The organism is Leisingera sp. MMG026 (assembly GCF_021654205.1).
GTDB lineage: Bacteria > Pseudomonadota > Alphaproteobacteria > Rhodobacterales > Rhodobacteraceae > Leisingera.
Map to the genome: position 1 here is coordinate 105,182 of NZ_JAKFZM010000009.1, position 25,651 is coordinate 130,832.

Annotated in this window: 19 protein-coding genes; 9 read left to right on the forward strand and 10 right to left on the reverse strand. The window is 65.3% G+C overall.

Annotated elements, in window-relative coordinates; all coding sequences use genetic code 11:
- Positions 1–28: 28 nt before the first annotated feature.
- Positions 29–1,234 carry a glycosyltransferase gene (locus L1069_RS06900; RefSeq protein ID WP_237455172.1) on the forward strand — a complete coding sequence of 402 codons (1,206 nt, stop codon included), beginning with the start codon at positions 29–31 and terminating at the stop codon, positions 1,232–1,234.
- A gap of 16 nt (positions 1,235–1,250) precedes the next feature.
- On the opposite strand, the gene L1069_RS06905 is transcribed toward L1069_RS06900, so the two are convergent.
- From L1069_RS06905 to L1069_RS06915, 3 genes are read right to left on the reverse strand one after another with little or no spacing between them, the layout of a single operon-like run.
- Entirely contained in the window at positions 1,251–2,240 is a 990-nt protein-coding gene (locus L1069_RS06905) for a glycosyltransferase (protein ID WP_237455173.1), read from the reverse strand.
- Positions 2,237–2,662, reverse strand: a complete 426-nt coding sequence (locus tag L1069_RS06910; protein ID WP_237455174.1) for a GtrA family protein — start codon at positions 2,660–2,662, stop codon at positions 2,237–2,239. The genes L1069_RS06905 and L1069_RS06910 overlap by 4 nt, the downstream gene beginning before the upstream one ends.
- Entirely contained in the window at positions 2,659–4,122 is a 1,464-nt protein-coding gene (locus L1069_RS06915; protein WP_237455175.1) for a UbiA family prenyltransferase, read from the reverse strand. The genes L1069_RS06910 and L1069_RS06915 overlap by 4 nt, the downstream gene beginning before the upstream one ends.
- A 647-nt stretch (positions 4,123–4,769) precedes the next feature.
- Between L1069_RS06915 and L1069_RS06920 the strand changes: the two genes are divergently transcribed.
- On the forward strand, positions 4,770–4,961 hold the full coding sequence (locus L1069_RS06920; RefSeq protein WP_237455176.1) for a hypothetical protein: 192 nt from the start codon (positions 4,770–4,772) through the stop codon (positions 4,959–4,961).
- Between the two features lie 170 nt (positions 4,962–5,131).
- Here the strand turns inward: L1069_RS06920 and L1069_RS06925 are convergent, their stop codons facing one another.
- The 7 genes from L1069_RS06925 to L1069_RS06955 all read right to left on the reverse strand — a co-directional run bounded on the left by L1069_RS06925 (position 5,132) and on the right by L1069_RS06955 (position 13,544).
- Positions 5,132–5,845, reverse strand: a complete 714-nt coding sequence (locus tag L1069_RS06925) for a sugar transferase (RefSeq protein WP_237455177.1) — start codon at positions 5,843–5,845, stop codon at positions 5,132–5,134.
- Positions 5,846–6,173: 328 nt separating this feature from the next.
- Entirely contained in the window at positions 6,174–6,428 is a 255-nt protein-coding gene (locus L1069_RS06930) for a hypothetical protein (protein WP_237455178.1), read from the reverse strand.
- A 174-nt stretch (positions 6,429–6,602) separates the two neighbouring features.
- Entirely contained in the window at positions 6,603–7,295 is a 693-nt protein-coding gene (locus L1069_RS06935) for a YjbF family lipoprotein (protein ID WP_237455179.1), read from the reverse strand.
- A gap of 2 nt (positions 7,296–7,297) precedes the next feature.
- A complete protein-coding gene (locus L1069_RS06940) occupies positions 7,298–9,514 on the reverse strand; it encodes a YjbH domain-containing protein (protein WP_129373312.1) in 2,217 nt (738 codons plus the stop codon).
- 233 nt (positions 9,515–9,747) lie between these two features.
- Entirely contained in the window at positions 9,748–11,628 is a 1,881-nt protein-coding gene (locus L1069_RS06945) for a nucleoside-diphosphate sugar epimerase/dehydratase (RefSeq protein WP_129373313.1), read from the reverse strand.
- Positions 11,629–12,002: 374 nt separating this feature from the next.
- Positions 12,003–12,614, reverse strand: coding sequence for a sugar transferase (locus L1069_RS06950; protein ID WP_129373314.1), 612 nt, complete (start codon positions 12,612–12,614; stop codon positions 12,003–12,005).
- Between the two features lie 36 nt (positions 12,615–12,650).
- Positions 12,651–13,544, reverse strand: coding sequence for an NAD-dependent epimerase/dehydratase family protein (locus L1069_RS06955; RefSeq protein ID WP_237455180.1), 894 nt, complete (start codon positions 13,542–13,544; stop codon positions 12,651–12,653).
- Between the two features lie 127 nt (positions 13,545–13,671).
- Here L1069_RS06955 and L1069_RS06960 point away from each other — a divergent pair, with 127 nt between their 5' ends.
- The 7 genes from L1069_RS06960 to L1069_RS24140 form a co-directional block, all read left to right on the forward strand.
- Positions 13,672–14,787: a polysaccharide biosynthesis/export family protein gene (locus L1069_RS06960; RefSeq protein WP_129373316.1), complete on the forward strand. Its 1,116-nt coding sequence runs from the start codon at positions 13,672–13,674 to the stop codon at positions 14,785–14,787.
- Between the two features lie 193 nt (positions 14,788–14,980).
- Entirely contained in the window at positions 14,981–15,394 is a 414-nt protein-coding gene (locus tag L1069_RS06965) for a hypothetical protein (protein WP_237455181.1), read from the forward strand.
- A gap of 61 nt (positions 15,395–15,455) precedes the next feature.
- A complete protein-coding gene (locus L1069_RS06970; RefSeq protein WP_237455182.1) occupies positions 15,456–16,640 on the forward strand; it encodes a hypothetical protein in 1,185 nt (394 codons plus the stop codon).
- A gap of 76 nt (positions 16,641–16,716) precedes the next feature.
- Entirely contained in the window at positions 16,717–17,409 is a 693-nt protein-coding gene (locus tag L1069_RS06975) for a hypothetical protein (protein WP_129373319.1), read from the forward strand.
- 21 nt (positions 17,410–17,430) lie between these two features.
- Positions 17,431–18,324, forward strand: coding sequence for a nodulation protein NodZ (locus L1069_RS06980; protein ID WP_129373320.1), 894 nt, complete (start codon positions 17,431–17,433; stop codon positions 18,322–18,324).
- 25 nt (positions 18,325–18,349) lie between these two features.
- Complete coding sequence (locus tag L1069_RS06985; RefSeq protein WP_237455183.1) at positions 18,350–21,457, forward strand: FG-GAP-like repeat-containing protein; 3,108 nt, start codon at positions 18,350–18,352, stop codon at positions 21,455–21,457.
- A gap of 210 nt (positions 21,458–21,667) precedes the next feature.
- A partial coding sequence (locus tag L1069_RS24140) for a hypothetical protein (RefSeq protein WP_275423053.1) occupies positions 21,668–25,651 on the forward strand: 3,984 nt, incomplete at its 3' end.

The following is a 25,651-nucleotide window of genomic DNA, read 5'->3' on the forward strand; positions in this document are numbered from 1 at the left end:
CCGGTAAGGGATTTCAACAGGCTGCAGTGTGCCGGCAATTTCCGTCATCGTTCCGACGTTCAACCGCAGAGATTACCTCCTGGAGGCGCTGGCGGCGCTGCAGCAGCAGTCGCGGCCGGTTGATCAGATCATTGTCTGGGATGATGGCTCTTCCGATGGCACCAGTGAAGCCGTGGCCGCCGTCCGCGATCCGCGGCTGCAATACCACCGGGCGGAAAATGCCGGCAAGGCGGCAGCGCTGAACCGGGCGCTGGCGCTGGCCGGCGGCGATTACATCTGGATCTGCGACGACGATGACATTGCCGCCCCGGACGCGGCAGAGCGGCTGGCGGGGATATTGGACGCGGCCCCCGGGACCGGCATCGCGGGGGGCAGCTACAACCGGTTCCGCGATACCCCGCAGGGCCGCGAGGCGACCGGCCCCGGCTATTGGCCCGATCTTGGCACCGGCTCGCCGCTGCGCCATCTGCTGGAGGATATCTTTCTGTTCCAGAACGCCACCCTGGTGCGGCGCCAGTGTTATGACCGGGCCGGCCCGTTCCGCGAGGATCTGCCGCGCTCGATCGATTACGACATGATTGTGCGGCTGGCGGTGCGCTTTCCCATAAAGATGACCAGCCGGGTGCTGTTTCTGCAGCGCAAGCACGACGGTGAACGCGGCCCGGCCGGCCACCGCCACGCCGCCAGCGCCGCCGACCGCGTCTGGGCCGAGCAGGACAGGGCGGTGTTCCGGGGCCTGCGCGATCATCTGCCGCTGCCGCTGATGGAAGCGATGTTCACAGGCGAACCGGCGCAGGTGCGCCGCGCCGCGCATCTGCAGCGCGGCGGCGTCTTTGCCCGGCACGGGCTGTGGCAGGAAGCGCTGGAGGATTTCGAGGCTGCCGCCGCCGCGGCGCCTGCGGTGCCTCTGGCCCCGGCTGAGGTTGCGATCTGCCGCCGGGCGGTTTCCGGCAAGCACGGGGTTGTCTTCAGCCCGCAGGACAGCGCCCGCCTTGTGCAGCTGCGCCGCAGCGGGCGCAGCGGGTCTGAAATAACCGCCAGCCTGGGGCGCGGTCTGCTGTGGTCGCTGCGCCGCGCGCTGACCGGCTGCGATGCGGCCGAAACCCTGCGCCTTGCCCGGATGCTCGGCACCACCCGCCTGCAGCTGCGGCCGGCCGCCGTCTCCGTCTCCGCTCCCGGCAGCGCAGAGCTGCATGAGAACAGCACATTGCCACCCAGCGCCTATAACTGGTGATTTGCAGAGGCCGCCCCTAGCTTTCCCTCCGTCCCAGGCCCAGCCTGCGCCGCCCGCGCAACCAGGCTTGCTCCAACAGTTTTCCCAGCAGCGCCGCCGACACCGCGGGCGGTGACAGCCACAGCGCCGCCATGCTGCGCAGATCCCTGGCCCGCACGGCATCGATCATCCGCCGCCAGACCCATTCCTTATGCACTTCCCGGCAATGGAGGCGGATGGCGGCGCGGGCGCTGCGGTCCAGCTCCGGCGCGCTGAGCAGCCGCCGGTCCGCCTGTACCAGCGCCCCGAGATCATCTGTGCTGTGGCAGCCGCTCAGGGAGTTTTCCCGGTAAACGGCGAAATAGCCCCGCGGGTCCACCAGCCGGAAGGCCGCCCCGGCGGCAAGCGCCCGGGCATAGAGAATATAATCCTCGGCCAGGCGCAGATCCTCGGCGTAGCGCAGCCCGTTTTGCTGCAGAAAGGCGCGCCGCATCAGCGGTTTGATAAAGCCCAGCTCGCCCCGCTGGCCGCGGCTGCCATGCGTATTGGCACTGGCAAAAAACGCCAGCGTGATCTGCATCCGCCCGAAGTCATCCGGGCTCCAGAGCCGCCGTGCGGTAGCCGCAGGATCCGCTTCGGTGACCATGTAAAGATCATCCGCCAGGCAATCGAGCGCCCCGGCCTCGGCCTCGGCCGCCAGCCGGGCGATACGGTCGGGGGCCATGTGGTCATCGGCGTCCAGCACTGCAATCCAGGGCGCCGTGGCGGCCTCGATGGCGCGGTTGCGGGCAGCCGCGGGCCCGGCATTGCGCGGCTGGCGCAGCACCATGGCCCGCGGCACGCTGCGGCACAGCCGCTCGGCCAGATCCGCAGTGCCGTCCTGCGAGGCATCGTCAACCACCACGACCTCAACCGGCACCGTCTGGGCAAAGGCGGAGCGCAAGGCCCGCTCCAGCGTGGCTTCGGCGTTATAGGCGGCAATCACGATGGTTGCCCGCGGCGGCGCTACGGGCGCGGCCGGCTTCATGCCGCCCGCACCTGCATCGTCTCGCGGAACACAAAGCGGCGGTCGAGCCGGTATTTGACCGCATAGCCCACAGCAAGTCCCAGCACCGCGCCCAGCTCGCGCATTGCATCGCTCTGCCACAGCAGCCAAAAGACGGTCTCGGTGCCCCAGAAGATCGCGGTCGTGACCAGCCCCATCGCGGTATACAGCGTGAATTTCCGGCCATGCGCGGCTAGTCCCCGGGTCGCATCGGCAAAGATCCAGCGCTTATCCAGGACATATTTCAGGGCCAGCCCGGCGATTGTGCCGCAGCCCACCGCAGCGGCAAAACCGCCCGCGCTGCTGCCGCTTGCAGCCAGCACCAGCCGCTGCACCGCCAGATTGGCCAGCACCGCCAGCACTGCAAAGGCGCTATAGCGCAGGGCCAGCGCGGTGCCGCTCACAGCATCACCCCGCCCAGGGCAAACAGGAAAATCAGCGCCAGGCAGACAATGGAAACATAATCCCGCGCCGCAAATACCACCGGATCATCATGCATCCAGCCGCGGTGGGTGATCATCACCATCCGGCTGAGCCAGAACAGCAGCACCAGGCAGATGCCCCACAGCGCCTCCGGATAGGCATAAAGCTCGCGCACCCCGCCGGTGTTGAGATACAGCGCCATCACCAGCACCGACATGTAGCCCGAAGACACCGCCATATTGGCCACCAGCGGCGTGTCCGATGTGCGGTAGCCGCGCCCGGCCACCGTCTTGTCCCCGCCGCCGCCTTCGGCAACCAGCTCGGCCTGCCGCTTCATCGCCGCCAGCGCAAAGAAGAAGAACATCGAAAACGCCAGCAGCCAGACCGACAGCGGGATCCCGGTGGCCACCCCCCCGGCGATGATCCGCAGGGTGTAAAGGCCGGCCAGTGCGCAGATGTCCACCACCAGGCGGCGCTTGAGCAGGAAGGAATAGACCGTGGTGACCGCATAGTAGAATGCCATCACCGCCGCAAAGGCCGGCCCGAGCGCAAAGGCAATGGCAAAGCCGGCCAGCAGCAGCCCCGGCGCCAGCACCGTGCCCCAGGCCAGCGGCAGCCGGCCGCTGGCAAAGGGCCGCAGCCGTTTGCGCGGGTGCACCCGGTCGGCGGCCAGATCCAGCAGATCATTCAGCAGATAGACCGAAGAGGCGATCAGACTGTAGGCGGCAAAGGCCATCAGCGTCTGCACGATGGCTGCAAGGCCGAACTGATGCGCCGCCATCAGCGGCAGGAACACCAGGACATTCTTCAGCCATTGATGCGGCCGCATCGCCCGCAGCAGCGGCCGCAGACGGTCCTCCCTGGGGGTCAGGTGCAGCACGGTCCCGGTGGTGCGCTCCGCCTCTGCCGCCAGCCGCGGCGGCAGGCCGACGGTGACCGCCTGGGCGGCACTGCGCCAGACCGCCAGATCCGCCCGGGAGTCGCCGATATAGGCGTATCCTTTGTCGCCATAAAGCGCCCGCAGCCGTTCAGCTTTGGCCTCTCCCTTCAGGTTTTCCTGCCCGTCCGAGCCGATCGCCTCGTCGAACAGTTCCAAATGATCGGCGATACGCGTCACGATGTTCTGGTCCGAGGCCGAGACCAGCGCCGTGCGGCCGCCCTGCTGGCGCCATTCGGCGACATAGGCGATCACTTTTTCATTATAAGGCAGCGTCGCCGCATCAACCGGGCCGGCGCGTTCCAGAAACCGCTTCAGCGGCGCCCGGCCCTGGCCCAGCTTGCCCAGTACCGGCAGCACGCTGGTCCATCGGCGCGACAGCGCCGACCAGGCCGTTTCAAACAGCATATCCGTCCGCAGCAGGCTGCCGTCGAGGTCGACGACCAGCGTCAGATCCGCAATTCCGGCTTTGGTAAGGGTCCCGAACCCTCGTGAATCATCCATCGCAATCCCGCAATAAAACAGAGTGGCACACACCCGGCATCCTAACACGTGTTTCCGGCGCGCCGCGCGTTCACGCTGCGTGTGGATCCGGCGTACGATCTAGAAATCTAGAGCAATATTCCGGGTTGTCTGCAGAAAATGCACAGGTTTTCCTGCAAGGTGCCAGCTGCGGCGCTGCTTCTTCTTCAGGTAAGAAACTCGCGCGCGTCAGGGGGCCTGGCCGCGAAGCCGTCCGAACAGTTCCGCTATTGGAGCCGCTACAAGCGAAGGGCACTCTGCTGCCAATGCGGTGATTTCGAAACGTTTGCCCCAGGACTTGCCCGGGCGCGGTTTTTTGCCGTGAAACCGGGGCCTGGTTGCCTGCCGGCAGCAGGATTTTGCTGAAATGCGGCGGTCCGGCTTCATTCGATTGCACCGGTACGGAAAATGGTGTCCGAAAGCGCATTATAAGACCCGCGCACAGCCGCACCAGGGCCGTACAAGGTCCATTTATGGCGCGCACTTGGAAGATAACGTGTGTTCAAGCCAATGTGAACACAACATCTTGCGGTTTTTGAGGAGAGACCGTAGGATTTGACTATGAGAAGGGATCGCGCAATGATTGTGGGTATGATACATGCCTGCAACCCTGAACGGAGCCGCCTTGTATGAGACATCTGCCTGTAAGCGCACCGAGCTTTGCCCTCTGCCTGGGCCTGGTTTTGATGCTGTCCGGCGCCTCCTGGTGGCTTGCTGCCGCGGGATTGCTGCTTGGGGCGCCGCTTTTTGTGGCTGCCTGCTATGTCGTCTGCACCGCCATTCTGCCCTGTGATCCAGCCGCGCGGCGCCAGCGCCGGTAATCCGGCCGCGCGCCGTTTCCGGTCTCCCGCCCGGACATTTTCCTGCCCCCTGCCCCCAGCACCTGTCTGGCGGCCTCCCCCCGTGCCAAAGCAGCAGCTGGTGACACTGCTTGTGACCGGAGACTGTCCCGCCCGCGGCCGCTGATTCAAACAGGCCGCAGGCTTGGCTCTCAGCAGCCGGTGCGCTTGATCACCACCAGCCAGGTCTTGAACAGGATCCGCAGGTCCAGCAGGAAGCTCATGTTGCGCAGATAGTCGTCATCCATCGACACGCGCTCGCCATAGGTGACGCTGTTGCGTCCCGAAACCTGCCAGAACCCTGTGATCCCCGGGGTTTGCGCCAGATAGGACCCGGACTGGCTGCCGTATTTCCTGATCTCGTCCGCAACCACGGGACGCGGCCCGACAAAGCTCATCTCGCCGGCCAGCACATTCCAGATTTGCGGCAGCTCATCCAGGCTGGATTTCCGCAGGAAATCCCCGAACCGCGTCACCCGCGGATCCTTGGCCAGCTTGCGGCTGGCCTCCCATTCCTTTGCAGCCTCGGGATGATCGCGCAGATAGGCCTGCAGCTTCTCTTCCGCCCCCATCACCATGGTCCGGATCTTCCAGCACTTGAAGCTGGTGCCGCCCCGGCCGATCCGGGTATGCCCGAAAAAGCCCGGCCCGCCGTCCCGCCGGGCTGCCAGCCATAGGATGGCAATCAGCGGCGCAATCAGCGGCAGCAGCGCCATGGCCAGCAAAAGATCAAAGACCCGCTTGCCGGCGCGGCGGTAGATCCCCCCCGTTTTTACAAGCCTGGCAACAGCCGTGTCGGTCCCCCCGCAGGTCCCCGAAGCATCGAAATTTCGTAACGGAACCTGGTACTCAACAACATTTTTCATACTCACTACCCAAAACACCACATCAGGGCAAACTAGAACAACTTGATAAAATTTCCCCCCTGACAGACGCCATTCTAAGCGCGATTCTCAAAAAAAGTAAATTTTTAACTAAGAATTCAAGGTGAGCTGAAATTCAGGAAACAGTTTAAGTTTCAGGAAACCGTACCGTTCCCGGATCCTGGGGATACCCGAGCTGGCATGGGGGAGTAAAAAGCTCTTAGGACGCCAGGGTGCGGGCGTATCCGGCCCTCGGGACCGCAACAGAAAACGGGCCCCGAAGGAGGCCCGTTTCCGTGAAGTCATGCCTGCGCCAGCGGCGCAGTCAAAATCACTCGGTGGTGGTGGTGGTGGTGGTGCCGACTTCGTCGTCGTCATTGGCAACCACGCCCAGCACGGCCAGACCAGCCACGGCACCTGCAATGGCGCCGGCGCTCAGCCCGCCGGCAGCACCGATACCGCCGCCTGCGCCTGCGCCGCCGCCTGCGCCAGCTTCAGCACCGGTGGGCGCCGGAGCGGTCTGGGCCGAAACAGCAGTTGCGGAGGCCAGCGCGGCCAGGGTCAGGGCGGTCAGAATGGTTTTCATTTTCAAACTCCTCTGGAGAACTGTGGAAACATGTGTTGAGGCGACCTTATGGGAGGCGGTTTTTCTTTTCAACGTATGGAATAGCCGCAAAACTGTTGAAATCCGGTTTGTTCCGCGGATTTTTTCTGCCCGTTGCCGCAAAGCCGCGGGAAACCGGCGGAATCCGCGCGCCGGTCACAGCCGCAGCTGGCGGATCCGCACGTATCCGGTCTCCGGTCCGGCCCATTGCCGCGACTGCCAGACCTGAGTGCGGCCCGGGCGGGAATCAATCCAGTAATCATTGATCACCACGCCGCCGGCGCCCTCGCAGCGCTCCTGCAGGCGGCGGGCGGGATGGGTCACCCCGACAATCTCCACCGGCTCCGGGCCCAGGTCCTGCAGGCTGCAGGCCATGCTGAGGATCGCCTGGCCGTTGCCCTTGGCGCGCACCGTATAACGCCGCGCGCCGCCGCGTGCCGGGCCCGCCGCGCCGTCCGCAGCCGGCACCTGCGCCGACAGCAGCCCGCCGCCAAGGCCGCGGGTGGCAATCACCATGCCGCTGCGCAAGGCCAGCGAGACATTGTCCTGGGTGCGCCAGACCTCAACCGTGCCGGGGCTGCTGTCGCGCCGCGTCAGGGCGCGGGTCAGATAGGCCTTGGCATCGCGGTTTTCGATGGTGACCTCGATATAGGCCTGGCTTTGCTTGTCCAAAAGCGCCCGGGTCAGCTGCACCGGCGGCGGCGCGGCGCTGCGGCGTTTGGTGATCTGCGCGCCCACCGCCCGCAGCACTTCCAGCTCCGCCGGGGTTTTCTCGGGGCCTTTGGCACAAGCCCCCAGCACCAGCGCCAGCCCGGCCAGCCCGGCCAAGGCAGCGGTTTTCCTGATCATGCTCATTCCCAGAACCTCGCGCGCTGTTCTTCCAGGCTCTTGCGGTGGGCCTCGCGCACCGACCCGTACAGCCGGTCCGGCACCGACACCCGCTGGCCGCCGTCGCGCTGGGTCGGGCGGATGGTCAGGCCGAAACCGGACCGCGACGGCTTGCCCAAAAGCCAGTCGACGGGGATGCGGAAGCGGAAACCCTTGTCAAAGGAGCCTTCGCCGAAATCCTCGGCCGAGACATTGGTCAGCGTAAAGAAGGCGCCGATCAAGAAGCCGTTGTTGAACTCGCGGTTGAGGCTGAAGGTGCCGCCGTAATCGCCTGCCAGGTAGCGGCCCGCGTCGACCTGCATCAGATAGCCCTTGCCCAGTTCCGCATAGGCCGAGGCATGGCCGGTGAAGGTGCGGTAATCGCGAAAACCAAAGCGCTGGTCGAAATCGCGCTGCACCACGTAGTTGCCTTCGACCCCCAGGCCGATGCGGCTGTTGACCGGTTTCCACAAGAGCTCGCCCGAGACACCGCCGTACATGCTCTCGAACAGGCCCGCGGTGGCACGGGCATAAAGATTGCGGCCCGGCTTCCACAGGCGGCTGGCATAGAGGTTTTCCAGGGTGGTGCCGAACTGGGCATATTCGCGCTGGTCGGTGCGCACATGCGGCAGCACCGAATTGGAGGCGCGGCCGTTTTTCACATTGCCCGCCAGCCGCTGACGGATGGTGCCGGCAATGCGCCAGCCCGGCGCCGGCGCATAAGAGGCGGCAAAATCAAGCCCGGCATCGAGCCGGAACGGCTGCGCAGGATCGAAATAGGCCGGTTTTGTAAAGGGGCTGACCGAGGTGGCAAAGGCTGGATACAGCTCACCCGAGAAAATCGCGTCGTCCGGCAGCGGCCCGGCATCGCGGACACCGGCGGCGGCACTCAGCGCATCCGCTGCATCCGCGTCAAACTCCAGCGCCTCCAGATCCGAGCGCCGCACCTCCAGCACCGCCAGGCCAAGGCCGCGGCGCACCGGCACCAGGCGGAAGGTCTCAACCGAGGGCGGCAGCGCCTGGGCCAGCGCCCGGGCGGCCCGGCCTGCGGCCTGCGCCGCCGAGCGGTAGCGCGGGTTGCGGTAGCGCAGCTCGGCTGTGGTGCCAGTAAGGGTGATCGCCTCCAGCACCAGCCCGTCCGCCTTCAGCGCCTGCGCCGCCAGGTCGCGGACCTTGCGTTTTTTGCTCTCGCTGGCCACCCAGTCCTGGCTCCAATGGCTGGCTTCCGTGGCCCATTGCGTGCGCGGGATAATGGGATGCGGCGCGGGCACCGCCATCGGGGTCGGCGGGTTGTTCGGGTTCAGCTGGATCTGCGCATTAAAGCCGATTTCCGAGCCGTAAAGGTAATAGGCGCCCAGCCGCAGCCGGTCGGAATACTGGTATTCCACCCCGTAGTTGACCGAGGATTTGCGCTCAAACACGTTTGAGACTTGGGTTTCGGTCACATAGGCGTCGGTGGAATATTCCGCCTTCAGGCTCCAACGCTCATCCGGCTGCCATTCAAAACCGCCAAAGGGCGCGAAATCGCCGCGGAACCACTGGTCGGTGGCCAGCTCGCCGCCGGTGCTGCCGCCCACGAAGGTCGGGCGCACGCCGCCGATATTGCCAATGGCGCCGCTGCTGCCCAGCCGTCCCCAGCCCAGGCCAGCCGAAAGCTTCAGCCGCCCCGGCGTCTTGCCCCAGCCTAAGGCGGCGCCCTCAAACCGTTTGGTGGCGACAAAATACTCTGCCGCATAAACCCCGGTGCCGGCAAAATCCTGCAGCCCCATGGTGACCTCGGGCAGCCAGCCGCGCTCGCGCCACAGCCGGGCGCGCACGTCAAAGCCGCGGTCGTAATAGGTGTCAAAACCAAACAGCCCCAGATCCTGGATGCCGTTGTAGCGGAACGAGGCGCTGAGCCAGGGCAGCGCCTGCACGGTGATGTTGTAGCGCGAGGTGCCGCCGAACCAGGAATAGGTGACCGCATACTGGCCGTCGGGCAGCATCTCGGAACTGGGGGTATCGATGATCCCCGGCGAGCCGTAAAAGTTGAGGCTCGGCGGCGGCAGCGGCTTCAGCCGCGGTGCGGCACCTTCGGTGCCGGGGGCAGCGCCATGGCCTGCCCGGGTGATCTCCGGCCCCAGGGCCAGACCCGGCCCGGCCGCCAGGCACAGCAGCGCAGCCGGCGCGGCTCTGCACACAAGTGTCTTGATCGGGATCACGGGAAAACCTGCCTTTTGGAACTGCCTCTGGCCGGGTCTCGCTGCCCGGGCTTGCCACCTGTTGCCCCGTTTAGAGCATGATTGGCAAGGCCGGATCAATTGCCACGGCCCCGGCGGCGGCAGTTTCACCGCCACTGCAGCCCCAAGGCCGCACATGTGCCGCAGCTGCAATGCGCCCCCGCGCAGGATATACGGGTCTGATTAAGGGGATATTGTACCGGGATACTGCAGGGTCAGGAGCTTTTGCGCTCCGGGGCCGGCGGCTGGCAATAGCCCTCGACCCAGCGCTTGATCACCTGCCGCGCCGCCGCCTCGTCGCCTGAGGCCACCGCCTGGCGCAGGCTTCTGAGCAGCGCTGCCACTTCGATCTCCGACAGCACGGTTTCGCGGGCGCAAAAGATCTTCTGATGGCGGGTATGGACCAGCTCCCCGGTCAGGGTCAGCTCCTCCTCCATCTTCTCGCCAGGGCGCATCCCGATGATCTCGATGGCGATGTCGCCCTCCGGATGGTCTGCGTCGCGCACCGAATGGCCCGCACTTTCGATCACCTGGCGGGCCAGCTGCAGGATCGGCACCGGCTCGCCCATGTCCAGCACAAACACCTCGCCGCCTTCGGCCATGTCGCTGGCCTGCAAGACCAGCTGCACCGCCTCGCTGATGGTCATGAAGAAGCGGCGCACATTCGGGTCGGTGACCGTCACCGGGCCGCCGCGGCTGATCTGTTCCTGAAACAAGGGCACAACCGAGCCGCTTGACCCCAGCACATTGCCGAAGCGCACCATGGTGAACACGGTTTTACCGCCGAACCGGGTGGCCAGATCCTGCACGATGAGCTCTGCCATGCGTTTGGAGGCGCCCATCACATTGGCCGGGTTCACCGCCTTGTCCGAAGAGATCAGGATGAAGCGTTCGACCCCTGCGCGCGCGGCGGCACGGGCCAGGGTCTGGGTGCCAAAGACATTGTTGGCCAGGCCCGGCAGCGGGTTCGCCTCGACCAGCGGCACATGTTTATAGGCCGCCGCATGCAGCAGCACCTGCACCGCATGGGCATTCAGCACCATCCGCACCTGGCGCGGATCGGTCACCGATCCCAGCACCGGCACCAGATCGATGCCGGCAGCCTCGGCCAGCGGCCCCAGCTCCTGATGCACATTATAAAGCGCCAGTTCGCTGAGTTCGAACAGCACCAGTTTCGCAGGCCGGCAGGTCAGCACCTGGCGGCACAGCTCCGAGCCGATCGAGCCGCCGGCACCCGAGACCAGCACCACCTTGCCCTGATAAGACCCTGCCGCCTCTTTCAGCGGCACATTGCGGGCCGCGCGGCCCAGAAAGGCCTGCGGCGCCACCGGCGTCAGCTTGTCGACCAGGGCCTCTTCGCCGATCAGCTGGGCAAATGAGGGCAGCGCCTGCACCTCCAGCCCCAGTTTCTGCAGCCGCTGGGTGATCTGCGCCTGACGCGGCTGGCCTTGCGACGGCATCGCCAGCAGCACCCGGCGGATCCCCCGCGCCTGGACAACCTCGGCAATCCGCGACGGCGCGAACACCGGCAGCCCGACCAGGGTCAGCCCCTGCAGCGAGGAATTGTCATCGGCAAAGGCAACCGGATCGATGCCGTCATGCGCTTTCAGCGCCTGGGCCAGCTGGGTACCGGTATTGCCGGCCCCGTAGATCAGCACCCGGCAGCGCGGCTGGGCGCGGCGGTAGACCATCAGCACCATCTGCAGCATCGCCGCGCGTGCCACCACCATGAACAGGAAATAGCAGATCGCAAACACCACATGGGTGCCGGGGCCAAGCGCCGGGCCGAACATCGCTGCCAGCAGCGCCAGCACCAGCGCAGTGCCGCCCGCCAGCAGCGCGCTTTGCGCCGCGGCATGGCGTTCGTAGGCGTTGAGCTGCACATGCGGCAGCCCCAGCCACAGCGCCAGCGCCGCCGCCGCGGACATTACATAAGGCAGCACCGGCAACAGCGACGCAAGCGTGGTAAGCGCCGGATCCGGCAGCGGCTGCACCTCCAGGGTGAACAGCAGCGCCAGCGGCAAGAGCGCCAGGTCAGCGGCCAGAAATACATAGGACTTCTGCCTGCGCGACAGCGCACTGATCAGATTATACATGCCCGCCTGCCCTCAACTGCCATATGCAAATGCCTGCACTTTAATTATCCTGTTATCGCGATGGTCCTGCCCCGGCGGCCGCTTGCGCAGCCGGGCAGCAGGGAGAAATGGATTAATCAAAATAACGCTGCAGAGCCACCTGCGGCGTGCGCTTTAAAACTCAAATCCTATCATAACCGGTTTTGCCTTTGATAACCGGTTTTGCTCTACCGAAAAACCGCAGAACGGCGAAAAACCGCCGGTTTCTTCCTGCGATGGCCGCTGCTGTGCCACAATTGCCAGCCGGACCCCAGTCTGCCGGCCATCACGGCGCCCGGAGAGGCCGAACAGACAGGCCGGTAAACAGGCAGGACGGGAATCACCTGCGCCGCGCACTACCCCCGGCGGAAAATATTACCAATGGTCTGAAACACCAGGTCGAAATCATAACACATGCTTTGGTGGCGCTGGTAAATCAGGTCCAGCCGCGCCTTCATCGGCACGCAGGTCCGGGTGTAGACCGCATCAGTGTCTTCAGCGCTGGTGCAGCGCGCCAGCAGCGCCGCCTCGTGGCGGTGATAGGTGATCGAGGCCAGGCCGGTGACGCCGGGGCGCGATTTCAGCACCTTGGCGTAAAGCGCAGGATTCGCCTCGACATACTGCCGCAAGGGCGGCCGCGGCCCGACAAAGGAAATATCCCCCCGCAGAATGTTCCACAGCTGCGGAAACTCATCCAGCCGTTTTGAACGCAGCCAGGCGCCGGTCCGGGTGATGCGGGCCGATTTGTCGCCGCCCGAGACCCCGGTGTCCGTCTCCACCACCGTCATCGTCCGCAGTTTCCACAAGGCAAAGGGCTGCCCCGGGCCCTTCATCCGCTCGGCCACATAGAACAGGGGCCGCCCCTCCTTCCACAACAGCCAGCCCATCAAAAGCAGCAGGACAGGGCCCAGCAGCAGGATCAGCAGGCTGGCAAAGAAAAGGTCGAAAATCCGTTTGCGCCAGGTCATCGGCAGCTGTGCTCCTTTTTCATGATGCGGCTCTGATCAGGTGAAATACGGCTCTAAGGCGGCCCATTCCGCCGCCATCTGCACCGGGTCCGCCGGGGCCAGGGCAAAGGGCAGCAGCGCCTGCAGCCGGTTGGTATCAAGGGCCACCTGCGCGATTGCACCGGCAGGCGCGGGGCGGGTGCCAAAGGGCTTGCCCGCCGCCTGCAAAAGCGCCGCCATCTCCACCGCGCCGGGCTGCGCCACATTCAGCACCGGGGGCAGGACGGGCTGCGCCAGCAGCGCCGCCAGCACCTGCGCCAGCGCCTGCACCCCGATATAGCTGCGCCGCGGGCTGCTGCCATCGGCAAAGCGGTCCAGCACAAACCCCTGCCGCCAGCCGCCAAGGATCGCGTCCAGCCCGGCGATATTGCCGATCCGCAAGGCACAGACCGGCACCCCCAGTTCCGCGCCAAGCGCCGCCGCGCGCCGCTCCATCTCTGCCTTGGCCGTGCCATAGGCATTGGCGGGCTGCAGGGCTGCATCCTCATCCAACAGACCGCCCTGGGCGCCGTAAACCGCCGCCGAAGAGGCCAGGAGCACCCGGCAGCCCGCCGCAGCGCCCGCCCGCACCGCCGCCTCGCCCAGGCGGATGTGGTCTTCCATGTCTGCGGCCCCCGCCGGTCCGCGCCCCGGGACCGGCCCCGCCAGGCACAGCAGCGCCTCCGCCCCCTCTGCCAGATGCGCCAGCGCCTGCGGGTCCGCCAGCGGATCCAGGATGTGCCAATCGCCGCCCGCCCGCACATGCCCGCCCTGCACATGCCTGGCCCGCACATGCCTGGCCTGCGCACGCCGCGCCTGCAGACGCAAATGCAGCCCTTTTGGCGGGGCCAGCTGCATCAGCTGCCCGATCCGCCCTGTTGCGCCCAGAACCACTGCGGCGGGAATCCCCATGCTTGGCTGCCTGTTCCTGTTGACCCTCTCAGCCAGCCCAGTATCCTTTGGCCGGACAAAAATCAAAGCGGTTCCCCCGGACACAGATCCGGGCGGCGCCCCGAGCGCTTCGAATGGCAGGCACCTCATGCTGAAACTTCTCCCCTGGCTGGCCGCTGCCGGCCTGATCCTTCTGCCCGCAGCCTGCAGCCGCTTGCCCGGCGGCGCCCCGGCCAGCGAGGAGATTCTGAAAGAATCGGGCGAGGTCGATGCCAATTTCGCGCTGTATCAGGTGAACCGCTCGCTGCTGCCCACGGTGGCGGCCTGGCCGTCGACCGGCAAGCAGGAACGGCTCAATTGGCTGCAGGGCCACCAGGGCGCAAAAACCCAGATCATCCAGCCCGGCGACCTGCTGTCCCTGAGCATCTGGGACAGCAACGACAATTCGCTGCTGACCGCCGCCGAGCAGAAGATGGTGCAGCTGCAGGGCATGAAAGTGGCCGCCAACGGCTCTATCTTCATGCCTTATGTGGGCGATGTGAACGTCAACGGGCTGACCCCGGATCTGGCGCGCAAGAAGCTGCAAGAGGCGCTGGAGCCGGTTGTGCCCTCTGCCCAGGTGCAGCTGGCGATGGCTGAGGGGCGCAACAATTCGGTTGATCTGGTCTCCGGCGTGGCCCAGCCCGGCACCTTTCCAATGCCGGACCGCAACTACACGGTGATGGGGCTGATCTCGGCCGGCGGCGGCATCAGCGCCAGCCTCAACAACCCGCAGATCCGGCTGGTGCGCGGCCGCAGCATCTATGGCACCTCGGTCGACAATCTGCTGAACAACCCGCGCCTGGACACCCTGTTGCGCGGCGGCGACCGGGTGTTTGTCGAGGAGGACGAGCGCTATTTCCTCTCCTTCGGCGCCACCGGCGAGGAAGACCTGCATATCTTCACCAAGGACGAGATGTCGGCGATGGATGCAATGTCCGTCGCGGGCGGCTTTCAGGACGGCAGAGCCGATCCCAAGGGCCTGCTGATCCTGCGTGAATATCCCGCCGGTGCCATTGCGCCGGGCCAGCGCGGACCGCGCCAGCAGCGGGTGGTGTTCAGCCTCGATCTCACCTCTGCCGACGGGCTGTTTTCGGCACGCCAGTTCCAGGTCAACCCGGGCGATCTGGTGATGGCCACCGAATCGCCGATCAACGACGCGCTGACCATCTCCAACATCTTCGGCAACTTCTTCGGCGTCTTCAGCCGGGCCGGCAATATCTAGTAAGGACTATGTGTCCCGCTTGCAGCGTGCATGCTGCAAGCGGGACACAAGGGTCGAAAATTCAATAAAATTCTTCACATTTTACTATTACGTTGAGTAATGTTACTCGAAATGAGCGTATTTCCGCTGGGACAGGCAATGTGACCCTGCGGTAGAGCAGCTTGAACGGCAGATGCAGGACAGGAGACACCCCATGCAGATGAGAACCCTGGCTCTCGGCCTGGTCTTAGGCTTGGGCTTGGCAGGCGCTGCCGCGGCCCTGGAAGCCGATCCGGTACAGCAGCACAATTCCAACGCAGTCTGGTTTGAGAATTGGACCGGGCTGAGCAACGCCACCCTGGTGGTGGTCGCCCCCAATGGCAAGCTCACCGAAATCCAAGCAGCCTCCGGCACTCCGGTCTATGAGCTGGAGCGCGGCGCGGTGCAGGACGGCACCTACCGTTTTGAGCTGAGCGCCGCCACGCAGGAGCGGGAAGAGATCGTCACCCCGATCGACAACGGCCGCAGCGAAACCGCCACATCCAAACCCAAATCCTTCACCATGACCGGGTCCTTCACCGTGTCGCGCGGGGCCATCATCACGCCCGAAGCCGTCACCGAAGACTGACCCTGCCCATACTGCCGCGGACGGTAGCGGCCGCCCTGATTTGAAAGAAAAGGAATTTGACATGAGCCGCAAACCCCAACGGTTCCTGGCCGCAGGCGTCGGCCTCTTTACCCTAGCCGCAGGTGCTGCGCAGGCAGACCAGGTGATCAACGACGATCTGATCGTGTCAAACAGCCTTTGCGTCGGCCAAGACTGCTCCAATGGTGAGAGCTTCGGCTTCGACACCATCCGGCTGAAGGAAAACAACCTGCGGATCAAGTTCCAGGACACCTCGGTCAGTGCCAGCTTCCCGACACGGGACTGGCAGCTGACCGCAAACAGCTCGGACAACGGCGGCAAGAATTACTTCTCCATCGACGATGTCGACGGCAACTCGACCCCTTTCCTGATCGAGGCCGACGCGGGCAACCATGCGGTCTATGTAGAATCCGGCGGCTTTGTCGGCTTCGGCACCACGGCGCCGGTTGTCGACCTGCATGTGAAACAGGGCAACTCCCCGGCGCTGCGGCTGGAACAGGACACCTCTTCCGGCTTTGCCTCGCAGACCTGGGACGTGGCCGGCAATGAGACCAACTTCTTCATCCGCGACGTGAGCAACAGCGGCACCCTGCCGTTCAAGATCAAGCCCGGCGCCCCTTCGGATGCGCTGGTGATCGATTCGTCAGGCATCATCGTCAACGAAAGCGGCGCATCCCGTGACTTGCGGGTTGAAGGCGATACCCTTGCCAATCTGCTGTTTGTCGACGCCAGTGCCGACCGGATCGGGCTCGGCACCAATGTTCCGGATGAGACGCTGCACCTGGCCTCGGGCCAGGCCCGGGTGGCCCTCCAGATGGAAAGCAGCGCGTCGGCGGATGACTTCCAAATCATCTGGAACGGCACCCAAGTGCGGTTTTCCAACGAAAATGCCGCTGCTGTCGCCATGTCGCTGACACCCACCGGGGACATGACCATTGCGGGCACGCTTATCACCACTGGCGGCGGCGGCGCCTGTACCCTGGCGGATCCTTGCGATGCAGTGTTCGACCCGGAAGTCTATACCGTGCCCTCAATCGAAGAGCACGCCGCCGAAATGTGGGCAAAGAAGCACCTGCCTGCAGTTGGCCCGACCGGCCCTGGCATCCCGGTCAATGTCACAGAAAAGATGCTTCGGATGCTCAACGAGCTGGAACATGCGCATATCTATATCGAGCAGCTGCAAAAGCGGATCACCGTCCTGGAAGAAACGGTTACCGATCAGGGCTGAGTCCGGCCTTGCTTGACAATGCACCAGCGTCGGCATCTTAGTGCCGGTGCTGTTTTTTTCTGGGACCTGCCTCCTGATGACCAATCACCGCACCTTTGTCGTGTCCTGCGGAGCCTCCGGGTCAAAAGTGTTTTCCCGGTTTCTTTATCCCGGAGAGGACACCCGGCAGGCTGCCCGCCGCCATCTGCATAACCGCAACCCGCAAGAGGCCCCGGTGCAGGCTGCGCGCTTTGTCTACCTGTTCTCTGATCCCCGCGACTCCGTGATCTCCTTTTTTCAGCGGCGGCTTACCAAACACTCCAACCATGGGTTCGCCAGCCAGGACGGCCCGCGCCAGGAGTGGGAGGTCGCGGAACGGGACTGGGTGCTCCGGCATTTGCGCAACCTTGGCGGCAACGGCGATGCGGTCAGCGGGGACTGGGGGCTGGAAGAGTATCTTGAGTACAGCCGCGAAGATGTCTTCCGCATGGAGGAGCATTTCTGCAACTGGCTGGCCGCGACCACTCGTGAGGTGCTGTTTGTCCGTTATGAAACCCTGTGGCAGCACGAGCAGGACGTGATCCGTCATCTGGGGCTGCCCGCAGACAGCCGGCTGCCGGAATTTGTGCCGCGAGCCGCCGACTGGCAGTCCCAGCCGCCTGCGGTACGGGACAGGCTGAACCGGCTCTATGGCGGGTTTGCCGGACGGCTGGCAGCGCTGCCAGGGCTGTTTGACGGCAGCAGTCCCGAAGCCGCGGCGGTGCGGCAGGCCTGGGCGGCGGCTTCCTGATAAGAAAAAGAAAGACCCGACATGACTGATACCTCCCTTGTTTCTCCTGCTGGCCAGGCGGTGGCCGCAGAAGATACCCGGCTGCTGAAACTACGCTCGGCAGGAATGTTTTCCAATGTCAACGAAGTCGTGGAGCAGCTGCACCGGGCTGAGGCAGGCGGCTACCGTTTCGACATCAGCTGGAGGGCCTCCTGCTACCGCGACCCGGAACGGGCCGGCGACCCCTGGGAGTATTATTTCGAGCCCTGTTTCCCGCCTTCTGGTGCTGATCCCGGCAACCTTCCGGTGCTGCCCGGCGGTGTCCCGGTGGCCTGCAGCCGCGACAATATCATCACGCCCCGCATAGATGACGGCCGCTGCAACCCTCTGCTGCTGCCGCGCGACCGGCTGGGGGCGCATAATCTGATCACCCGCTACCTGCGCCTCAAACCGGATGTGCAGGCCTTGATCGACCGGTTCCAGGCCGAACACTTCCGGCCGCAGATGGTCGGTCTGCACATCCGGGGGCCAGGCCGCATCGACGGCGGCGTGCCGCAACTGCGCCGCCGCTTCAGCGCCAGCAACGAAGTTCCGGTAGAGGTGTTCTTCCGTCAGGTGGACGAAGCGCTGCGTCTGTTGCCCGAGGCTGGAATCTTTGCTTGTTCCGACAGCAGCGTAGTGATTTCTCAGGTCCAGGCACGTTACGGCAGCCGGGTGATCTGCTGGCCCGCCCTGCGCAGCGCCTTCGGCGAGATGCACGCCCGCCACCCGGAGAACAAAGGGCTGACCTTCCCGCCCTATCAGCTGGGGCTGGATGTGCTGTGCGAAGCCATGCTGCTGTCGCGCAGCGATATCTTCGTGCACGGCAATTCCAATGTTGCCAATTTCGTTCTGTGCCAGTCGCAGCATCTGCTGCATGCCTATATTCAGGCCTAACTGGCACTGGATCAGGAGCGCTCCGATGCCGCGATGGTTTTCAACTGACGTCAAAAGGCCGTTTCTCGCCCTCCTGATCCTCAGCCTGCTGGCCTATCTGTTCTGGACCGGCTCGCGCTATCCGGCGCTGAATGAAAAGCTGATGATGTCCGGGGCGATCCAGCTCGAGGACCCCTTAAGTTTTGAGGCGCATTTCCCGCTGACCGCAGCGATGGGCACGCTGGAGCGGATTTTCTACACCACCCTGAACTGGCTGCACACCAACCGGCAGGGCATGACCTTCGGCATTCTGTTTGCGGCCGGCTTCATGACCCTCTTGGGCACTCTGCAGCAGCGCAGCTTCCGCGGCGGTTTTGCCAATGCAGCACTGGGGCTGGCGGTCGGGGCGCCTTTGGGGGTCTGCGCCAATTGCGCAGCACCGGTCGGGCGCGGGCTTTATGCGGCCGGGATGCGGGCTGAAACCGCGCTGGCGGCAATGGTCGCCTCGCCGTCGCTGAATGTCGTGGTGCTGTCGATGATGTTCAGCCTGCTGCCCGCCTATATGGCGCTGGCCAAGATCGGCATCAGCCTGCTGGTGATCCTGGGCGCGGTGCCGCTGATCTGCCGCTACACGCTGCCCCGGCAGGCCGCCGCCGCAGAGGTTCCGGCGCCAACGCCCTGGTCCGCTGCGGAGCTGGCCGCAAAAGCGCCGCGCGAAAGCCTGGCAGCAGCCCTGGCCGCCGTGGCGCGCGCCTATGCCGCCAATCTGTGGCAGATCCTCCGTCTCACGGTGCCTTTGATGCTGGCCGCCGGGCTTTTGGGCGCCACCGTGGCGACGCTTTTGCCGCCGGATCTGATCACCGGGCTGGGTTTTGGCCTGACAGCACTGGTGCTGATCACCCTGGCCGGGCTGTTCCTGCCGGTGCCGATGGCCTTTGACGCGGTGCTGACCGGGGCGCTGCTGGCCGCCGGGCTGCCGCATGGCTATGTGATGGCGCTGCTGGTGACCTTGGGCAGTTTCTCGGTCTATTCCTTTCTGATCATCCGTCAAAGCCTGGGGCTGCGCGCGGCCGGGCTGATGGCGGCGGCGCTGGCCGGGCTGGGTATCCTGGCCGGGGCCGCAGCCCAAGGCTATCATGGCTGGCAAAGCCGCCGGGCGCTGGAGCTTCTCCTGCAGAGCGAAGCCCCTGCCCCGGTTTCTGCGCCGGTCCAGGCCGCGCTGTGGGGTGCCGCCCAGGCGGCCACGCTGGACGGTGTGCCGCGGGCCATCAGCCCGGATGCCGCCCGCATCACCGTCACCGCCGTGCCCTTTGCGCCGCCCTCGCCGCCGGCAGAAACCGGCTTTACCCGGATGGAGGCCGCTGCCGCGGGCATTGATAAGCCGCTGGAATTCGGCATGCGCGACATGTGGCCGCCGTTCTGGGAAGGCCGCAGCCTGGCGGCGGGCGATATCGACAATGACGGCGACCTGGATCTGGCAATCGCCTCCACCGAGGCGGGCCTCTATCTTTATGAAAACAACGGCCAGGGGCAGTTCTCCCGGATCAAAGCTGACCTCGGGCCGCTGGCGCAGGCCCCCGTCTTCAACGCCGCCCTCGCCGATATCGACAATGACGGCTGGAGCGACCTGTTCCTGGCCAGCTACCTGCAGGGCAACTACTGGTGGCGCAATGTGCAGGGGCAATTTGGCGCGGAGCCGCCCCGCCCGGTGCAGAACCGTGCCGATGCGCCGCTGACCATGGCGCTCAGCTTTGCCGATGCTGATGGCGACGGCACTTTGGATGCGGCCCTGGGCAATTGGGCGGCGGGCTGGTACCGGCGCATTCCCGGCGAGGAGGCGCGCAACCGGGTGCTGTGGAACCGGGACGGCCGGCTGACCGGCGAGATCTATACCGATCTGCCCGGCATTCCCGGCGAGACCCTGTCAATCCTGTTCAGCGATTTCGACGGCAATGGCACCCCGGACCTGATTGCCGGCAATGATTTCGATATCCCGGATTACTTTTACCGCGGCGACGGCAAGGGCGGGCTGGAAATGCTGAGCCAGCCGGAAGGGCTGATCCCGCATACCACCACCACCACGATGGCGGTGAAGACCGCCGATCTGTTCAACACCGGCACGCCCGCGCTCTATCTGGCGCAGATCGCCGGGCGGTCCTCCGGGGTCTCGGACACCCTGAAGATGCAGCCGCTGGCGCAGTATTGCGATGCCATCGCCGATCCCGCGGCCAAAGCACTCTGCGCACAGAACATGGCAATCAAATCCTGGTACAAGACCGGCAACAATTTCGATCCCGCCTATGCCGGGCGCTGCCAGGCAATGGCGGGGCAGGCGCAGGCCGATTGCAAGGCGATGCTGATCAAGGATCTGGCGATCCAGAAGCGCGACCCCTCGGTCTGCGCGCTGATCCCCGCCGCGCAGGAGATCCCGCGCGCCTATTGCGAGCTGCACTTTAAACCGTCCCGCCGCCCCACGGCTGCGGAAATCGCCCTCACCCACCCGCAGATCCTGCGCTCCAATGTGCTGCTGGAATGGCAGGGGGCCGCGTTTGCCGATACCGCTGAGGCGCGCGGCCTGGATGTCGGCGGCTGGAGCTGGGATACCAAGATCGCCGATTTCGATCAGGACGGCTGGCTGGATGTCTACATCGTCAATGGCACCTGGGTGCCCAATGAGGTCTCGCCCTCCAACCTGTTTTTCCGCAATACCGGCACCGGGGCGGGCGCGCGGCGTTTTGAGGAAATGTCCGGCCCCTTCGGGCTGGAGGATTACCTGATGACGGCCGCCGCGGTGCAGTTCGATATGGATGGCGATGGCGATCCGGATCTGCTGACCCATCCGGTGAACGGGCCGCTGGTATTGTTCCGCAACAACAGCCAGAATGCCGCGATCGCCTTTCAACTGGAGGATCTGGCAGGCAACCGGGCGGCCATTGGCGCCCGCATCCGGCTGACCACTGCGGACGGCAGCATTCAGACGCGGGAATTGCAGCTGGGCGGCGGCTTCATGAGCTTTGACGCGCCGCGGGCACATTTCGGCCTGGCCCAGGCCGCCAGCGCCGCAGGCGCCCGCATCCGCTGGCCGGACGGAACCGAAACGGAACTGGCAGGGCCGCTGGCAGCAGGTCATTTGTACCGGATCCGCCGGCAATAGCCCCGCTGCCCGGCGCCTCAACCCTGAGGGGATAAAAGGCGGCACGCCAGAAGTGTGCAGATCTGCTACAGTCTCCGGAACTTTGGCTTTTTTTTCGATGCCAAGTTGTGGCGGTTTTCCGCCTGCCCTACCGTAAACCACGGCTTTCCGGCCTGGCAGCGGCCAGGGTTCGGGCCGGCATACCGGGCACATAATACTTTAGGACTTTTCATGATCAGCTTGCTGCACCGTTTTTCACGTCTGTTTTTTGCTGTCCTGCTTATCGCCGCCCCCGGTGCCGCCCTGGCCCAGGCCACCTTCAGCGCACAGTTTTCCCCGGATTCGATATCCTCGGGCAATAATTCAACGCTGACCTTCACCATCACCGAAACTTCTGGCAGCCCCGCAAGCAGCCTCGCTTTCAGCGGCACCCTGCCCGCAGGCGTCACCATTGCCAGCGGCAGCCAAAGCAACAGCTGCGACGGCACATTCACCGCCACCGCCGGGGGCAGCAGCCTGTCGCTCAGCGACGGGCGGCTTGGCGGCAGCCAAAGCTGCACGGTCTCTGTGCCCGTCACCTCAAGCACGGTGGGCACCCATAGCTTTACCTCGGGGGATCTCACCTCCTCCCAGGGCAACAGCGGCACCGCCGCCGATGATCTGGCCGTCACCGCCGCCAGCGGCACCGGCTACTCCAAATCCTTCAGCTCTGCTGCGGTGGATCCCGGCAGCACCTCGACGCTGACCTACACCTTTGATGTTACTGTTGCGGCCAGCCCCAGTTTTTCCGACTACCGGGATCCCGCGTTCAGCGAAACGCTGCCTGCGGGGCTGAGCTTCCCCTCGCCGGCCACCACCAGCAGCTCCTGCGGCGGCACCCTCACAGTGGACCGGGATGCCGGCACCCTGGATTTCGACGGCCCGCTGCTGACCACGGCCGGCACCACCAGCTGCACCATCACCGCGCTGATCAAGGCGGACACGCCGGGCAGCTACAGCCTGGAAAACGACCTGATCGTCCGCTCCGCGTTCAGCAGCACCATTTCCCAGGACACGGCCAGCGCCGGGCTGACCGTCAACAGCCCGCCCGCAGACAGCCTCGGGCTGATCAAGGTCTTTGATGTAACCCAGGCCAATGCCGGCGGCAGCGCCACCCTGGAGTTCACCCTCAGCAACACCAGCCGCAGCAGCAGCGCCGCCAATCTGGCCTTTAGCGATGACCTTGATGCCTTCCTGTCCGGCACCACATTTGCCAGCCTCAACAGCAACAGCTGCGGCGGCAGCGTCAGTGGCGCCGGCACCGACAGCCTCAGCTTCTCCGGCGGCAGCCTGGCCGCTGAGGCCAGCTGCACCATCTCGGCAGAGATTTCCCTGGCCGCAGGCGCCGCAGACGGCACCTATACCAATACCACCAGCGCCGTGACCGGCGACCTTGGCGGCAGCGCTGTGACCGGCAGCACCGCCAGCACCACGCTCCGGGTGTTCGGCGCGGGCTCCCAGCCGCCATCGCTCAGCAAGGCGTTCACCGACAATCCGGTGACCCCCGGCTCCACCGGCACGCTGCGCTATACCATCACCAACCCGAACGCGGGCGCAAGCGCCACGGATATTGCCTTCACCGATGTGATTACCGATATCACCGGCGCCAATAACGTCACCATCAGCACCCTGCCGGCAGCAAACAGCTGCGGGACGGGCAGCACTTTCACCCAGACCTTTCCCGGTACTGACGTCTTTGCCTTCAGCATGAGCGGCGGCGTCCTGGCCGCCGGGGCCAGCTGCAGCTTTGACCTGGTGCTTGCCGCCGCCGCAGATACACCGCCCGGCGACTATCCTTTCACCACCAATGATCTGAGCGCCACCGTGAACGGCAATGCGGTGGCCACCAGCGGCGCCAGCGCCACGCTGACGGTTGCAGGCGGCGCCAATCTCTCTTTTGTCAAGGAATTCACCGAGGATATTGCCGGGGCGGGCAGCGACACCGAGCTGACCTTCACTGTCAGCAGTGCCGCGGAATCAGTCAGCACCGCCACCGCCATCGCCTTTACCGATGATCTGGGCGGCTTCCTGTCCGGCACTGTCTTCAGCAGCCTCACCAGCGACAGCTGCGGCGGCAGCCTCTCTGGCAGTTCCACCCTCAGCTATTCCGGCGGCACGCTGGATCCCGGTGAAAGCTGCCAGATCGTCCTGGATATCAGCCTGCCGGCCGGTGCAGCAAACGGCACTTACACCAACACCACCAGCGCGCTCAGCTCCACCGCCGGCGGCCAGGCCACCACCGTCAGCGCCGCCAGCGACAGCCTGCAGGTGATCACCGCGCAGCCGCTGCAGACCTCCAAAAGCTTTGCCCCTGCCAGCGCCCTGCCCGGCGAAACCGTCACCCTGACCTACACGCTGACCAACCCGGACAGCAGCGCCGGTTATACCAGCGGCTTTTTCACCGACAGTTACAGCACCGCGCTGAGCAGCCTGGCCGCGGTCAATGCCCCCTCTGCAATCTTCACCAATTGCGGCGGCGCGCCCGCAGCCAGCGGCACGACAACCGGCGCCTTCACCAGCCTTGAGATCGCCGCCGGCACCAGCTGCACCATCGCGGTGGATCTGCTGGTCCCGGTCGGCGCCGCGGACGGCAGCTACAACTCGCTCAGCTCCAGCGTGACTGCCTCAGTGAACAGCGCCTCTGTGACCTTGCCAGCGATGCAGGCAAACCTGGAGGTGGATTCCGCACAGCTCCTCCTCAGCAAATCCTACACCGATGATCCGGTGGCGCCGGGCGGCACGGTGACAGCACAATACACCCTCAGCAACCTGAGCAGCAGCGCCGCCACCGCAATTGCCTTCACCGATGACCTGGATGCGGTACTCAGCGGGCTGGTCTCCAGCTCCGGCACGCTGAGCAATTCCTGCGGCGCAGGTTCCTCCGTCTCCGGCACGTCGACGCTCAGCCTGACCGGCGCCAGCCTGGCGGCCGGCGGCAGCTGTACCTTCAGCGTCTCTCTCAGCGTGCCCGGCGGGGCCGCCACATCCGCTTACAGCGGCTCCACCAGTGCGGTGAGCGGCACCATCTCCGGGCTGGCCGCCACCGGTCCGGCCGCCAGCGCCACGCTCAGCGTCAGCGCCTTCTCCCTGCCCGGCTTCAGCAAATCCTTTGCAGATCCTGCGCTGGCGGCCGGCGGCAGCACCACGCTGACTTATGTGATTACCAATACCGACAGCAGCAGCACCCTGACCGGGCTGCGGTTCTCCGACGACCTGGATGCAGCCCTCAGCGGGCTGGCTGTGACCGGCGGCACCGGCAGCAACCTGTGCGGCAGCGGCTCCAGCGTGACCGGCAGCAGCACGGTATCGCTCACCGCCGGCACCCTGTCCCCAGGGGAAAGCTGCAGCATCCCGCTGACTGTGACGGTGCCATCCGCCGCCGCTGCCGGCAGCTACAGCAGCAGTTCCGGCACGCTGACAGAGAATGGCAGCTTTGCCGCCGCCGCCGCCGCCGCCGCTTTCACGGTTGAGCCTGCCCCCGGTTTCACCAAGGCCTTTGGCAACGCATCGATTGCACAGGACGGCAGCACCACGCTGACACTGACGGTGGACAACAGTGCCTCGGCGATTGCCGCCTCGGCGCTGGATGTGACCGACAACCTGCCTGCGGGGCTGGTTCTTGCCTCGCCGTCCAATGCGGCCGCGACCTGCACCGGCGGCACCCTCACCGCCACCGCCGGCGCCGCCACCCTGAGCTACACCGGCGGCACGGCTGCCGCCGGCGCCAGCTGCACGATCACCGCAGATGTGACCAGCAGCACGGCCGGCAGCTACATCAATACCACCGGCGATCTCACCTCTTCTTCCGGCAATTCCGGCACCGCCTCGGCCAGCCTGAATGTGATCGGTCTGACGGTGAACACCCCCTTTACTGCGGATAACATTCTCGCCGCCGCCGAGGCCGCCGCCGTGACCGTCTCCGGCAGCAGCACGCAGATCGAAGACGGCCGGACCGTCACCGTGACCGTCACCGACAGCACCGCAGCCCAGGTCAGCGGCTCCGCCAGCATATCGGGCAATGCCTGGAGCCTGACCCTGGATCTGTCCGGGCTGGCCGAGGGGGCACTGACCCTGACGGCGGATGCCTCGGATGCGGCCGGCACTGCGGCCAATCAGGTAAGCGAAAACCTAACCAAAAACGCCGAAGCGCCAGCGGGCTACAGCGCCGCCTTTGAT